Consider the following 13,425-nt stretch of genomic DNA (forward strand, 5'->3'; position numbering starts at 1 on the left):
GAGGGAACCGAATGCCCGCGGGTTACGTCCCGCTCCCTCGCGCAACGGCGACGCCCAGGGTGTCCCGCGGCGGCGGGAACGGGCAGCTGAGGTGGTCGAGCGCGGGTGCGGGGCGGCAGCGGCACACGGCGGAAGTCGGTCGTCGTACGACCGTCGGCGCCCGGCGCGGTCGGGCACCGGAAGCGGAATCAGTGACTTCCACCCCCGCTTCCGGCATCGCCGAAAACCGCCCCCGGCGAAACGTCGCCCTGGACGGCGACCCTCAGCGCCGGCTCACGCGTTCGGGGAGCCCCAGCCCCAGGTGCGAGCGCAGGGTGGTGCCGCGGTACTCCGTGCGGAACGCGCCGCGTTCCTGGAGCAGCGGGACCACCCGGTCCACGAACTCGTCGAGCCCGCCCGGGGTGAGATGGGGTACGAGGATGAAGCCGTCGGCGGCCTCCTTCCGCACGAACTCCTCGAGTTCGGTGGCGACGGCTTCGGGCGTGCCGATGAAGAACTGCCGGCCGCCCGCCTCGATCACGGTCTGCCGGATCGACAGCCCCTTCTCCCGGGACAGGGCCCGCCACTTCTCGGCGATCGCGACCGTGTCGCCGCGCCGGGTCCGCCCCTGGGTGAGCGCCGGATCGACCACGGGGTCGATGTCGGGCAGCGGACCGTCCGGGTCGTAGGAGGACAGGTCGACGCCCCAGATCTGCTCCAGGGTCAGAAGCGCGGTCTGCGGGGAGGTCTGCTGCCGGCGGATCTCGGCGGCCCGCTCCTGGGCCTCGGCCGCGGTGTCGCCGAGGACGACGCCGACCCCGGGCATGATCTTCAGATCCCCGTGCGAACGGCCGTACGCGGCGAGCCGGCGCTTCACATCGGCGTAGAAGGCGCGGCCCTCCGCCAGTGAGCTGTGCCGGGTGAAGATCACGTCGGCGGAGGCGGCGGCGAACTCCCGTCCCTCGTCGGAGTCCCCGGCCTGGATGACGACCGGGTGCCCCTGCGGCGAGCGCGGCAGACCGAACTCGCCCGCGATGTCGAAGTGCCGCCCGCGGTGCGCGAACGGCCGCGGGATCCCCTCCGGCGTCCAGGAGTCCCACAACTCCCGTGCGGTGTCGAGGAATTCGGCGGCCCGCGTGTAGCGGTCGGCCCGGTCCAGATAGCCGCCCCGCCGGAAGTTCTCCCCGGTGAAGGCGTCGGAGGAGGTCACCACGTTCCAGGCGGCCCGGCCGCCGCTGAGATGGTCCAGGGTGGCGAACCTGCGGGCGAGTTCGTACGGCTCGTTGAAGGTCGCGTTGACCGTGGCGGCGAGCCCGAGCCGCTCGGTGACGGCGGCCAGGGCGTTGAGCACGGTGATCGACTCGGGCCGGCCCACCACGTCCAAGTCGTGGATACGGCCCTTGTGTTCACGCAGCCGCAGCCCCTCGGCGAGGAAGAAGAAGTCGAACAGACCGCGCTCGGCGGTACGGGCCAGATGCTCGAAGGACGAGAACTCGATCTGCGACCTCGACCGCGGATCGGCCCACACCGTGGTGTTGTTGACGCCCGGGAAGTGGGCCGCCAGATGCATCTGTCTGCGGCTCATGACGCTCCCCCGGTCACGGCGTATTGGTTGGCGGGCCGGGACAGGCCCAGGTGCTCCCTGAGCGTGCCGCCCGGGTAGAAGGTGCGGAACAGCCCGCGGTGCTGGAGCAGCGCCACCGTGCCGTTGACCAGCCGCTCCAGGTCGCGGAGCGGTTCGACGGGCGTGAGGTGGAAGCCGTCGACGATGCCCTCGCCGTGCCAGCCGGCGATCAGTTCCGCGAGGTCGACGGGACCGCCCCGGTACAGCGGCCCCTGCGGACTCGGCCGGGGACCGCCCCCGCCGTGCCCCGGCTCCGCCGCGTGCTCACCGGCGCCGAGATCGACGAGCAGGCTCGCGAGGACCCGCAGCCCGTCGGGGTCCCGGCCGAACTCAGCCGCCTGGGTGCGCAGTTGTGTGCGCACATCGGCTGCCTGCGCCGCGCTGACGGCCCGTACCAGGGCCACGTCGGCGTACCGCGCTGCCGTCCGCCGGGCATGGCCCTCGGTGGCGTCGACCACCCGGACCGGGTGGCCCTGCGGGGGCCGCGGCACGATCGAGGGGCCCCTGACCGAGAAGGACGTGCCCCGGAAGTCGACGTGGTGCAGCTTGTCCCGGTCGATGAAGCGGCCGGTCGGCACGTCCCGTATCTCGGCGTCGTCCTCCCAGCTGTCCCACAACTTCGCGGCCGCGTCGGCCACTTCACCGGCCTCCTGCCACAGGGCGTCGGCCGCAGCCGCGTGCCGGCGGCCGAAGAGGCGGGCCTCGCCCTCGGTGGTCGACACGTCGAGCCGCCATCCGGCCCGGCCCCGGCTGACCCAGTCGAGGGTCGCGACGGCGGCCTGGACGTGGAAGGGCTCGGTGTGGGTGGTGGTGACGGTGGGCACCAGGCCGATCCGGGTGGTGGCGGGCGCGACCCGGGACAGCACGGCGAGCGCGTCGGGGCCGGGCCGGGCGAAGCTGTCGTCCAGCGTCACGAAGTCGAGCCCACCGCGCTCGGCGAGCCGGGCGAGGGCGACGTAGGAGGCGGCGTCACAGCCGGACGGCTGGTCCACGGCGACGGAGAGATGCAGCATCACAGCACCGCCTTCTTCTGGCGGCCGGCGACTTCGGCGTGTTCGGCCTGTTCGGCGTGTTCCGCGTGTTCGGCGTGTTCCGCGTGTTCCGCGTGTTCTGCGTGTTCGCTGCGTTCTGCGTGTTCGCTGCGTTTGGCGCGTTCGGCGCGTTCGGCGCGTTCGGCGAGGAACAGCAGCACGGCCCGGGCCGTCGCGTCGTTCTGCCGGAAGGCCGGCCCGCCGGTGCGCGGTCTGGTGAAGGCGCCGGGGGTACGGCCGTCGGTGTGCGGCCCGAGCGCGAAGCGCCGTGGGTGCGGCCGGCCGGACCGGTCCAGGAGCCGCCCGTCGGCCCGGTCCACCCGCAGCAGCCCGTCCGGGCTCTCGCCGACCCCGTCGGCATGCAGTTCGCGCAGCAGCGGATCGAGGGCCCGCCGGACCGTCGGCTCGGGCAGCCGCGCCTCGACCAGCGCATGGGCCTCGACCACGGCTCCGGGCACCGTGGGACTGGAGGCCCGGAACACCCCGTCCTCGGCGCGGACCTCCATGTCCGCGCCGACGAACCGGAGCACCCCGGCCCGGGACAGCGCGAGCAGCTGCCGCAGCCGGGGTCCGGGCGGCCCGGAGGCGAGATAGCTGAAGAACCCGTGCCACCAGCCGCCGATGTCCCCGAGCTTCACCAACTGTCCGTAGACGGAGAGCAGTCCGAGGAAGACGGCCAGGTCCGGGCTGTGGGACGGGTCATGGCGTCGGCCGAGATCCGCCTCGACGTACTCCCGCAGCCCCTCCTGGAACTCCTCGTGCGACCCGAACCGCACGCCCTCCAGCGGCCGGTCGAGCCTGGCGAGGTCGAGCCGGTCGCCCGGGTCCGGCACGGCGGAGGCGACCAGCACCCCGCGCTCGGCCCGCCCCGCCACCGCGTACTTCTCCTCGAAGTCGGCCCAGGACATCGCGGTCCGCTCCGGATGCACGGTGAACAGCCGGTGGTAGTGGGCGAATCCGAGCTCCTTCTCCACCAGCGGCCACACGTCCGACCAGAAGTCGAAGCCCTCAGGACGGGCGAGCAGCCCGTCGATCTGGGCAGGCCCCAGGAAGCGGGGCAGCGGCGGCCGCTCGCCCGTCCAGTCGTAGCCGATCTTCGAGTGGTACGGCACTCCGCGCCGCGATCCGACGTGGAGCACCGGCTCCCGCCCCGAGGGGACATAGGTGTCCCCGTCGTAGCGTCCGCCCCGGCCCTCGGTGAGCAGCACCATCAGGTCGACGAAGGCGAGGCCGAAGCCGCGGACCAGGACGGGTTCGCCGGGCGCGAGCGCGGACAGGTCGCTGTCGGCGGTGAAGTCGGGCGGCAGGTGGACCAGGCCGTGGGTGCGGGCGTACTCGGCCAGGTCGCTCTGTTCCGCGTCGAGTTCGGCGTCGAGGTGGCCGAGGGCGAGGACGACCAGGTCGGCGAGGAGCGGGCGCGGCCGGCCCTCCAGCCAGACCTGCTGGCGGCCCTCGCGCGGTCCGCTCACCCGCAGGGCGCGCAGCGGGTGGTGGTGCACGGTGACACCGTCCGGGAGCGCGGCCACCGCCCGCTCGTGCACCCAGCGCAGATAGGCGCCCTGGAGCTGACGGTCGGCGAAGGTGCGGCCGTCGATGCCGGCCCACTCGTGCAGGGTGGGGCCGGGGCTCACCGGGCCCGCCATGTCCACGGTCTCGTCGGTGAACATGGTGACGTCCTCGGCGTGCGAGTTCATCCACAGCAGCGGGGACTGCGCCGCGCGCCAGATGCGTCCGGCCCCGGGCGGATGCGGGTCCACCAGGTGCACGTCCAGGCCCTGGCCGTCGTACAGCTCAGGCGCGTTGGCGGCGATCCGCTCGATCAGACCGGTCCCCCGCGGCCCGGCACCGACGATCACCAGCGAGCGCCTCATCGGGTGCGCTCCACGGCCGGGACGTGGCGCTCGTCCACGGGGAAGCAGGGGGCGGCGGCAGTCGTGGTCCGCCGGAAGTGCTCCGGTATGTCCGGCACGGCGGGGGCTTCGAAGAGGGTGGCGGAGGGCATGCGAGGGCTCCGTGGCATCGAGTCGTCGAACTCGGACGATTGCCTTCACACGAGTGCGGCCGAGCCCCTCAGCAGAGCCGCCCCATGAGACTACGGGTGCGTTTCCCGTCGCTGTCAAGGCTGTCCATACTGTGAGCCGTACATCTCAGTTCAGTTGACGCAAAACCGCATGCCTGTTCCACTTACTCCATGCATCCACAGCAGTGGCTGGTCAAGCGCTCCCACATCGACCTCGGTCGCGTGTGGTCCTCTTCCTGTTGAGCTGACCCACTGCGCGCCCTGATCCTCCGGGCGCCTTCTCGCGTTCTTCTCGTTCCGCCCTGTCTCTCGCTCTCTCCGCCTTCTCGGCCCCCGCCTTCACACGCGCCTCCCCCTCACCCCGCGCCTCTCGTCCTCGCACGACCCTCGCGCCCGCCGGCGACTCAGCAGTCGCACCCGCAGTCGCAGCAGTCGCACCCGTCCCCACAACAGCTACAACACTCACAGCAGTCCCCGCAGTCGGCGCCGTTGCAGATCCCCTCCCGGCGCTGCCGGCTCCAGGGGTCCTCGAAGGTGCCGCAGCACATCTGACACGTACAGGCCAGCCCCACCCACACCGCGCACCCGGCCAGCAGCCCGCGCCGCTCCCGCCGTGACGGGGGCTCGGGCGGTGCGCTGAACGCCCGCTCCACGGAGTTCCGGAGCTCATGCACCAGCAGCACGTGCGCCAGCTTCGGGTCCTCGAACTCGACCTCCCACAGGGCGAGCCGCACCCCGTGGACGGCGTCGTCGGCGAGCCTGCGCGCCTCCTCCAGCGAGGTCCCGGTGGCGGTGAGCGGGTTCCACGCCCCCGACGCCCCGTCGGCCTCCCTGTCCTCGACGGCGTCCAGCAGATGCGCGAGCCGCCCGAACAGCCTTCCGGCCTCGGCGAGCGGGTCGGCGTTCCCGGGCCGCCCGGCCAGCACGGCCGTATGCGCGAAGGCCGCCGCCGTGGCGGTCTCGGTCGGCTCGGTGACCGTCAGGATCGGCGTGCCCGGTCCGGCCAGCGCCTCCACGCCGAACTGCCGTTCCACCGCGTCGACCAGCACCGACGTGTCGAACCCGACATCCAGCCCGGTCCGTTCGCCGGCCCGCCCCCACCCGTCGGCGACCCGCCGCGCCGCGAGCGCCACCGGCCGCCGCGCCAGCACACCGTCCCCGTCGGCGACATGGTCCCGGACCTTGGCCGAGGCCAGGACCAGCGAGACGGCGGCCGCGAGCCGCGCGCCCTCCCCGCGCGCGACGGACGCGGTCCGCATTCCCCGCAGGGGACACGGCCCCGCCGTACGCCTGCCGTCGAAATTTCCACCGGCCTGAGCTTCCGTCAGAACGGATATCAGCAAGCCGTCGTAGTTCGTGACGATCCTCGCGAACTGGCCGTGGTCCTTACGGAGAGCGAGACACAGCCCGCACAAATGGGCCATCCACTGGTTCCCGAGGCTTTCCCCGAGCCGATGGCGGCAGGGCCTGACGATTCCGAACATGACGATCCCCCGTGGTCAGTGCGGTGTTGGGCGGCCGCATCGTAGCGGTCGGCCGTTCACCCGTACGCCCCGCCCCTCACCCATACGCCGTGAAGAATCATATTTCACTCACAGTCAGCAGCCGTATGGGACACGACCCTTGGGGTACCAGGGCTCTCGACGTATTCGCTGTGCACCAGTACCGTCACAAACCCCCCGCGCGGCGGCTATCCACTTGGCGCGCGATCCGCATCATGGATGACCATAGGGATACAGAAGCAAGTAGAGACCGCTGTGAGAGGAGGCGTCCATGGGATCGGTGCGCAAGGCGAGTGCCTGGCTGGGCCTCGTTGACGACAACGATGACGAGCGTTACTACGACGACGACGGCTACTCCGAAGGGACCGAGCCCGGGGATGCCTGGGTCACCGACCCACGGGTCAAGGTGGCCTCGGACGTCGCCGAGGAGAAGGGCCGCCGGATCGGCACGGTGACCCCCGACAGCTTCAGGGACGCCCGGGCCATCGGCGAGATGTTCCGTGACGGCGTGCCCGTCATCATGAACCTCACCGCGATGGAGGCCGGTGACGCCAAGCGCGTGGTCGACTTCGCGGCCGGACTGATCTTCGGACTGCGCGGCTCCATCGAGCGTGTGTCCACCCGCGTGTTCCTGCTGACCCCCGCCAACACGGAGATCGTGAACGGCGACCCGGCGCAGCACCGCACGGACGGCTTCTTCAACCAGAGCTGAGGCAGGGCCGCTCGCCGGCCCTGCCCCCGCGCCGCTCTACCGGAAGGCGTCCAGTCCGGTGAGCGCCTTGCCCAGCACCAACTGGTGCATCTCGACGGTGCCCTCGTACGTCAGCACCGACTCGAGGTTCGTCGCGTGCCGCATCACGGGGTATTCGAGGGAGATCCCGTTGGCACCGAGGATCGTCCGTGCCGTACGGCAGATCTCGATGGCCTCGCGTACGTTGTTGAGCTTGCCGAAACTGACCTGCTCGGGACGCAGGCGGCCGGCGTCCATGCGCCGCCCCAGATGGTGGGCGAGCAGGATCCCCTTGTGCAGTTCGACCGCCATGTCGGCGAGTTTGGCCTGGGTGAGCTGGAAGCCCCCGATCGGCCGCCCGAACTGCTCGCGCGTCTTCGCGTAGTCGACGGCGCTCTCGAAACACGACCGCGCCGCGCCCATCGCGCCCCACACGATCCCGTACCGGGCGTGCGAGAGACAGCTCAGCGGCCCCCTGAGCCCGACGACCTCCGGCAGCACCGCGTCGGCGGGCAGTCGTACGTCGTCCAGGACCAGCTCGCTGGTCACGCTGGCCCGCAGCGACCACTTGTGCTTGATCTCGGGGGCCGAGAAACCCGGCGTGTCGGTCGGCACCACGAACCCGCGGATCCCGTCGTCGGTCTGCGCCCACACCACGGCGACCCCGGCGACCGACCCGTTGGTGATCCACATCTTGCGCCCGCCGAGGACCCAGTCCGTGCCGTCCTTCTTGGCGTACGTCCGCATGGAGGCGGGGTCGGAACCGTGGTCCGGCTCGGTCAGCCCGAAGCAGCCGATGACCTCACCGGCGGCCATGCGGGGCAGCCAGGTCTGCTTCTGCTCCTCGCTGCCGAAGCGGTGGATGGCGTACATGGCGAGGGAGCCCTGCACCGAGACGAGGGAGCGGATCCCGGAGTCGGCGGCCTCCAGCTCCAGACAGGCGAGCCCGTACTGCACCGCGGAGGCGCCGGCACAGCCGTAGCCGCTGAGCGACATGCCGAGGGCGCCGATCTCCCCGAGCTCCCGGGCCAGTTCCCTGATCTGCGGCAGCTCGCCCTTCTCATACCAGTCGGCGACGTGGGGCAGGACGCGGTCGGCGGCCCAGCTCCGCACGGTCGCGCGGATCGCCAGGTCCTCCGGCTCCAGCAGGTCGTCGAGGCCGAGGGGGTCGGCGGGGTCGAACGGGGGCATGGCACATCCTCCGGCGGGCGAGCGGCTCGAAACTAGCAGCGCTAATCAAGGGTCCGGGGCCGACGTTACAACGCGGGCCCCCGCACAGCCAGACGCCCAGGCGGACACCCAGCGAGACACCCAGCCGGACGCCGTGGGCCGGGAGCCTCAGGCCGACACCCAGCCGGACGCCGTGGGCCGGGGCGCCCAGCGAGACGCCGTGGGCCGGAACGCCTCAGGCGGCCGGCACCCAGGCGGACGCCGTGAGCTAGGACGCCCAGCGAGACGCCCAGGCAGACGCCGTGGGCCGGGGCGCCTCAGGCCGGCACCCAGCCGGACGCCGTGGCCCGGGACGCCTCAGGCCGACACCCAGCCGGACGCCGTGGCCCAGGACGCCCAGCGAGACGCCGTGGCCCGGGGCGCCTCATGCTGAGACGCGGGACTCCGCGACTTCCCTGGGCGCCGGGAGCTCCACCGCCGCCGGGGCCTCGTCGCACTGCATGGTCCGCGGCAGCCGCAGCGCCATCACCGCGCCCAGCACCAACAACCCCGCACTCACCAGCAAGGTCACGTGCAGACCGTGCACGAAGGAGTCCCGGGCCGCGCGGCGCAGGGCCGCACCCGCGGAGCCGCCGAGCCGTCCGGCCACCTCGTAGGCCTCGCCCAGGGAGTGCCCCGCCGACCGGGACGCCGACTCCGGGACCCCGGGCACGCCCGAGAGGCCGGGCGCGTAGGCCGCGTTCATCACACTGCCGAGCAGGGCGATCCCGATGCCCGCGCCCAGTTGGTACGAGGTCTCGCCGATCGCCGCGGCCCCGCCCGCCTGCTCCGGCGGTGCCTCGCTGAGCATCGACTCGTACGCCCCGAAGAGCGTGGTCTCCAGTCCGAACCCGAGCAGCACGAACCCGAACAGCAGCAGCCCGGTGTTGTCCGAGTCCCCCATCGCGGTCAGCAGCAGCACGGCGACGGCGGTGAGGCAGAACCCGACGCTGACCATCCGGCGCGGACCGAAGCGCCGCAGCAGACGCGCCCCGGCGAGCCCGGCGGCCATCGCGGCGATGGTCAGCGGCAGCAGTCGTAGACCTGTCTCCAGCGGAGAGAGGTCCAGGACCAGCTGGAGATACTGCGCCGCGATCAGTTCGAGGCCGACCAGGGCGAGCATGGCGAGGACGATGCAGCCGACCGAGGTGCTGAACGCCGGGCGCGCGAACATCCGCAGGTCCACCAGGGGATGTGTGAGCCGCCGCTGCCGTCGGACGAACAGGACCAGCAGCGCCGCGCCCAGGATCAGCGGGACGGCGGTGAACGCGTCGAACTCGCCGCCGCCGAGCCGCTTCACGCCGAGCACGAGGGCGAAGAGTCCGGCGGCGGCCGTCAGCGCGCCGACGACGTCCCAGGGGCCGTCGCCGCTGCCCTTGGACTCGGGCAGCAGCAGTCGGCCCACCGGCAGGCTGACCAGCATCAGGGGAATGTTGACGAGGAAGACGGAACCCCACCAGAAGTGTTCGAGCAGGAAGCCGCCGAGCAGCGGCCCGACCGCCGCGCCGACGGCGGCGACCGCGCTCCAGATGCCGATCGCGAGCGCCCGCTCACGCCGGTCCGGGAAGACCTGGCGCAGGATCGAGAGGGTGGCGGGCATGATCATCGCGCCGCCGACGCCGAGCAGGGCCCGCGCGAGGATCAGCACCTCGGCGCTGTCCGCGAGGGCGGCGAGCGCGGAGGCGACGCCGAAGAGGCCGTAGCCGAGAAGGAGGACGCGTCTGCGGCCGACGCGGTCGCCGAGCGTGCCGAAGAGGATCAGCAGCGAGGCGCAGACGAGCGGATAGACGTCGACGATCCAGAGCAGCTCTATCGCGCCGGGCTTGAGGTCCTCGGTGACGGCGGGCACCGCCACGTGCAGCACCGTCGCGTCGAGGGCGACCAGGAGCAGGCTGACGCACAGGACGATCAGGACGACCCAGCGGTTTGCACCGGCCCCGGCCGCCCGACGGCGCAGCGCATCGGCGGCCGTGGTCGTCCCGGACATGTACGTACCTCCCAGATGTTCCCTCGCGTTCGGCGGGCACACGGGGCGGGGACTCCCCATGATCTCGGCCGGAGAGGAGCGGTGGTCTCCGGCCCGCGCAGCGAACGGCGGGTGACACGTCAGCGTACGCGAGTTCGCGCGTACGCCCAGTGGTGGACCTCTCAGACCGGGGACAGAACTCGTGTGGCGTACACCACTCCGCCTGCCTCTTGCCACGACCCGGCGGGCCGGGCGGTTCAGCGCGCGGTCGATAATCGGACCCGTGACCGATCTTGGAACGCGCACCGAACCGGCCCTGCGCCGAGCCGCCCCGGCGCTGCTCGGGTACGCGGCCGTGCGCGCCCTGGGCCTTCTCACGCTGGCCCTGTGGAGCGCGGCGCGCGACAAGAGCGCGTACACCCTGCTGACGGCCCGCTGGGACGCGCTCTGGTACACCCGGGTCGCGGAAGGGGGCTACGGCTACGAGGTGCGCCTCCCCAACGGAGACGTCCACTCGAACCTCGCCTTCTTCCCGCTCCTGCCCTGGCTGGAGCGACTGCTGTCCGCCGTGACCCCGCTGTCCTACGCCGACGCCGGTTTCGCCGTCTCCCTGCTCGCCTCCCTGGCGGCCGCGTGGGGGATCTTCGCGGTGACGGACCACGTGTACGGCCACCGCGCCGGCGTCTGCGCGGTCCTGCTGTGGGCCGTCCTGCCGGTCGGAATCGTCCAGTCGATGGCGTACAGCGAGTCCCTGTTCACAGCACTGGCGGCATGGTCCCTGTACGCCCTCCTGACGGAACGATGGGTCACAGCAGGCCTCCTGGCCTCCCTCGCAGGCCTGACCCGCCCGGTGGGCCTGGCGGTGGTGGCGGCGGTATGGGCGACGGGGGCGGTGGCCTTCCTGCGGGAGCGGCGGGCCCGGGAGGAGACCGACGGCGGTACCGGCCGGCGGGACCACGGCGCTTCGGGGTCCGCCAGGGCCGTAGGAGAGCCGGATGCGCCTGGCAATGACATGACCGCACACGAACCGCACACGCCCGGGGACCAGCCGACCGCGCCCGGACCGGGCAGCCCCGCCGCTGACTCCTTCGTGCGAAACCGAAGCACGGCGGAGACGGCCGGCGCCCGCGCCACCGGACACGCCCCCGGGGCCGGAACGGCGTCGAAGACCGAGCGCGCCGCCGAGGCGAAGGGCGCACTCGACCCGGCACGCGCCCCCGACGCCGACCCCTCACACCTCCCCGACTCCAGCCCCGCACACTCCACCGACACCGGCCACCCCGGCACCCCACCCCCCGCCCTCCACCGTCTCCTCGGCATGGCGCTGGCCCCCCTCGGCACCGCCGCCTACGTCCTCTGGGTCGGTCACCGCACCGGGAAGGGCCCGCTCGGGTATCTCGATGTTCAGGCCGGGTGGCGGAACGGGTTCGACGGGGGGTATGCCTTTGCCCGGTTTGTCGGTGACAAGTTCATGTCGTTCCCCTCGGCGCTCGCCGGAGCGGGGCTGATCGTCGGCGTCGGGCTGATCATCTGGCTGTACGTCATCTGCGTGCGCCAGGGGCAGCCGCTGCCCCTGCTCGTGTACGCCGGGGTCGTCACCGCGCTCGCCCTGTGCGCGTCGAGCTACTTCGGCTCGAAACCGCGCCTGCTGATGCCCGCGTTCCCCCTGCTGCTCCCCCTCGCCCTGACCCTCGCCCGCGCGAGGACCCGCAGGTCAGTCGCGGTCGTGGCCGCGATCGCCACCGCCTCCGCCCTGTACGGCGCGTTCTGGCTCAACGGCTCAGGTCCGCCATGATCGCCCGAGGCGCCCCCATCCGCCTCCATGAGCGTCCGGATAATTCCGCCCCATGATTCGGTGAACGAATTCATAAGGGCCATAAAACCGGAACCCGGAATGATCAAAGGAATTGAAGGACGCGACCACCCCCCTTTGCGGAATCCCTGGAAATAAACCCCCGCCTGAGAGGAATCCCACATCACATCGTCATCACAAAGCCGCTGATTCGACAGGGAACAGAGCTCACTCGCTGTAACGTCGATTGGGTGCGTACCGAACGAAACCCCACCCGTCTGGACCGGGTGTTCGCCAGACTGGACCGTGAGCCGGAACGGCCGGCCCACCTCAGCGTGCCCAGAGCGAGCCGCCACCGGACCGTTCTGGTGATCGCCGCCCTGGCGTTCTACCTGGCGATCGTGTGGCTGGTGGTGACCACCTCGTGGCTGGTCCGCCTCGACTGGCAGGTCATGTTCTTCCGGCCGTACCAGCAGTGGGCGTCCATCCACTGGTTCGTCGACTACTACGTGGTCCTGGGCCAGCGCGGCCCGACCGCCGTGATGGTCGCGGCCTGGCTCGGCTGGCGTTCCTGGCGGCAGCACACCCTGCGCCCGCTGCTGACGCTGGGCACCTCGCTGCTGCTGCTGAACGTCACGGTCGGCGCCGCCAAGTACGGCATGGGACGGCTCGGACCGCACTACGCGACCGTCATCGGCTCGAACGAGATGGGCCTGGGCGGCGATATATTTCCCAGCGGCCACACCGCCAACGCCGTGGTGACCTGGGGAATCCTGGCATATCTGGCCTCCACCCCGAGGGCCCGCCGCTGGCTGTCCGCGATCTCCGCGGTGACCTCGCTGGGCGTCGGCATGGCCACCGTCTACCTCGGCACGCACTGGCTGAGCGACGTCCTGCTGGGCTGGGTCGCCGGGCTGCTGATCCTGCTGGCGCTGCCCTGGTTCGAGCCGTGGATCGCCCGCACCGAGGTCTACGCCTTCGACCTGCGCGACCGCTGGCGGGCCCGCGGCGGCGCCAAGGTCCCGGCCCCGGTCACCCCGGTCACGGCCCCCGCGCCCGCCCGGCTCAAGCCGCTCACCGCCCCGCAGAACGAGACGGCGGCCCGCGAGGCCGCCGTACCGCCGCGTGGCCCCAGGTCACCGGTCCACCTGGCGCCGGGTCCGCACACCAGCCGCTCGGAGCGCACCCCGGTCACCCCGGTCGGCAGCCGCCGCCCACCGCAGTCCGACCGTCTCGTACGCGGCACCCCGTCTCCGGCCACCCGACCGGCGACGGGCGGCTGACCCCTCCCCTGCACACCCGCGGGACCGGTACGCACCACCACCCCGCAGGCACCCAGCACCACTCCACAGGCACGCGGCGGCCCCTGACAGGCACCCGGCACCACTCCGCAGGCCGCGACAGCGCACGGCAGGCACCTGGCGCCACTCCGCAGGCCGCGACAGCGCCCGGCAGGCACCCGGCGCCACTCCGCAGGCCGCGACAGCGCACGGCAGCCACCCGGCACCACACCGCAGGCCGCGACAGCGCCCGGCAGCCACCCCGCACCACTGCCCAGCCACCCGGCAGCAC

General features: G+C 72.2%; 10 protein-coding genes. 3 read left to right on the top strand and 7 right to left on the bottom strand.

From position 1 onward, the window contains the following. Positions 1–262: 262 nt before the first annotated feature. The 5 genes from ACFULQ_RS12450 to ACFULQ_RS12470 all read right to left on the bottom strand — a co-directional run bounded on the left by ACFULQ_RS12450 (position 263) and on the right by ACFULQ_RS12470 (position 6,138). Positions 263–1,564, bottom strand: coding sequence for an NtaA/DmoA family FMN-dependent monooxygenase (locus ACFULQ_RS12450; RefSeq protein ID WP_383541884.1), 1,302 nt, complete (start codon positions 1,562–1,564; stop codon positions 263–265). Continuing rightward, positions 1,561–2,616 carry an LLM class flavin-dependent oxidoreductase gene (locus ACFULQ_RS12455; RefSeq protein ID WP_383541886.1) on the bottom strand — a complete coding sequence of 352 codons (1,056 nt, stop codon included), beginning with the start codon at positions 2,614–2,616 and terminating at the stop codon, positions 1,561–1,563. Before ACFULQ_RS12455 ends, ACFULQ_RS12450 begins: the two co-directional genes overlap by 4 nt. Then, complete coding sequence (locus ACFULQ_RS12460; protein WP_383541888.1) at positions 2,616–4,505, bottom strand: FAD/NAD(P)-binding protein; 1,890 nt, start codon at positions 4,503–4,505, stop codon at positions 2,616–2,618. Before ACFULQ_RS12460 ends, ACFULQ_RS12455 begins: the two co-directional genes overlap by 1 nt. Next, positions 4,502–4,636, bottom strand: a complete 135-nt coding sequence (locus tag ACFULQ_RS12465) for a hypothetical protein (RefSeq protein WP_383541890.1) — start codon at positions 4,634–4,636, stop codon at positions 4,502–4,504. Before ACFULQ_RS12465 ends, ACFULQ_RS12460 begins: the two co-directional genes overlap by 4 nt. 422 nt (positions 4,637–5,058) lie before the next feature. After that, positions 5,059–6,138: a DUF5685 family protein gene (locus tag ACFULQ_RS12470; RefSeq protein WP_383541893.1), complete on the bottom strand. Its 1,080-nt coding sequence runs from the start codon at positions 6,136–6,138 to the stop codon at positions 5,059–5,061. Positions 6,139–6,427: 289 nt separating this feature from the next. Here ACFULQ_RS12470 and ACFULQ_RS12475 point away from each other — a divergent pair, with 289 nt between their 5' ends. Then, positions 6,428–6,868 (top strand): cell division protein SepF, encoded by a 441-nt coding sequence (locus ACFULQ_RS12475; RefSeq protein WP_020139399.1) that lies wholly within the window; start codon positions 6,428–6,430, stop codon positions 6,866–6,868. A 36-nt stretch (positions 6,869–6,904) separates the two neighbouring features. Here the strand turns inward: ACFULQ_RS12475 and ACFULQ_RS12480 are convergent, their stop codons facing one another. Next, positions 6,905–8,077: an acyl-CoA dehydrogenase family protein gene (locus ACFULQ_RS12480; RefSeq protein ID WP_383541896.1), complete on the bottom strand. Its 1,173-nt coding sequence runs from the start codon at positions 8,075–8,077 to the stop codon at positions 6,905–6,907. Positions 8,078–8,480: 403 nt separating this feature from the next. After that, positions 8,481–10,082: an MFS transporter gene (locus ACFULQ_RS12485; RefSeq protein WP_383541899.1), complete on the bottom strand. Its 1,602-nt coding sequence runs from the start codon at positions 10,080–10,082 to the stop codon at positions 8,481–8,483. Between the two features lie 262 nt (positions 10,083–10,344). Here ACFULQ_RS12485 and ACFULQ_RS12490 point away from each other — a divergent pair, with 262 nt between their 5' ends. Together ACFULQ_RS12490 and ACFULQ_RS12495 are read left to right on the top strand one after the other, a co-directional pair. After that, positions 10,345–11,856: a mannosyltransferase family protein gene (locus ACFULQ_RS12490; protein ID WP_383541901.1), complete on the top strand. Its 1,512-nt coding sequence runs from the start codon at positions 10,345–10,347 to the stop codon at positions 11,854–11,856. 248 nt (positions 11,857–12,104) lie between these two features. Further along, positions 12,105–13,136 (top strand): phosphatase PAP2 family protein, encoded by a 1,032-nt coding sequence (locus ACFULQ_RS12495; protein ID WP_383541904.1) that lies wholly within the window; start codon positions 12,105–12,107, stop codon positions 13,134–13,136. Positions 13,137–13,425 lie beyond the last annotated feature (289 nt).

This window comes from Streptomyces sp. NPDC057253 (assembly GCF_042669125.1).
GTDB lineage: Bacteria > Actinomycetota > Actinomycetes > Streptomycetales > Streptomycetaceae > Streptomyces.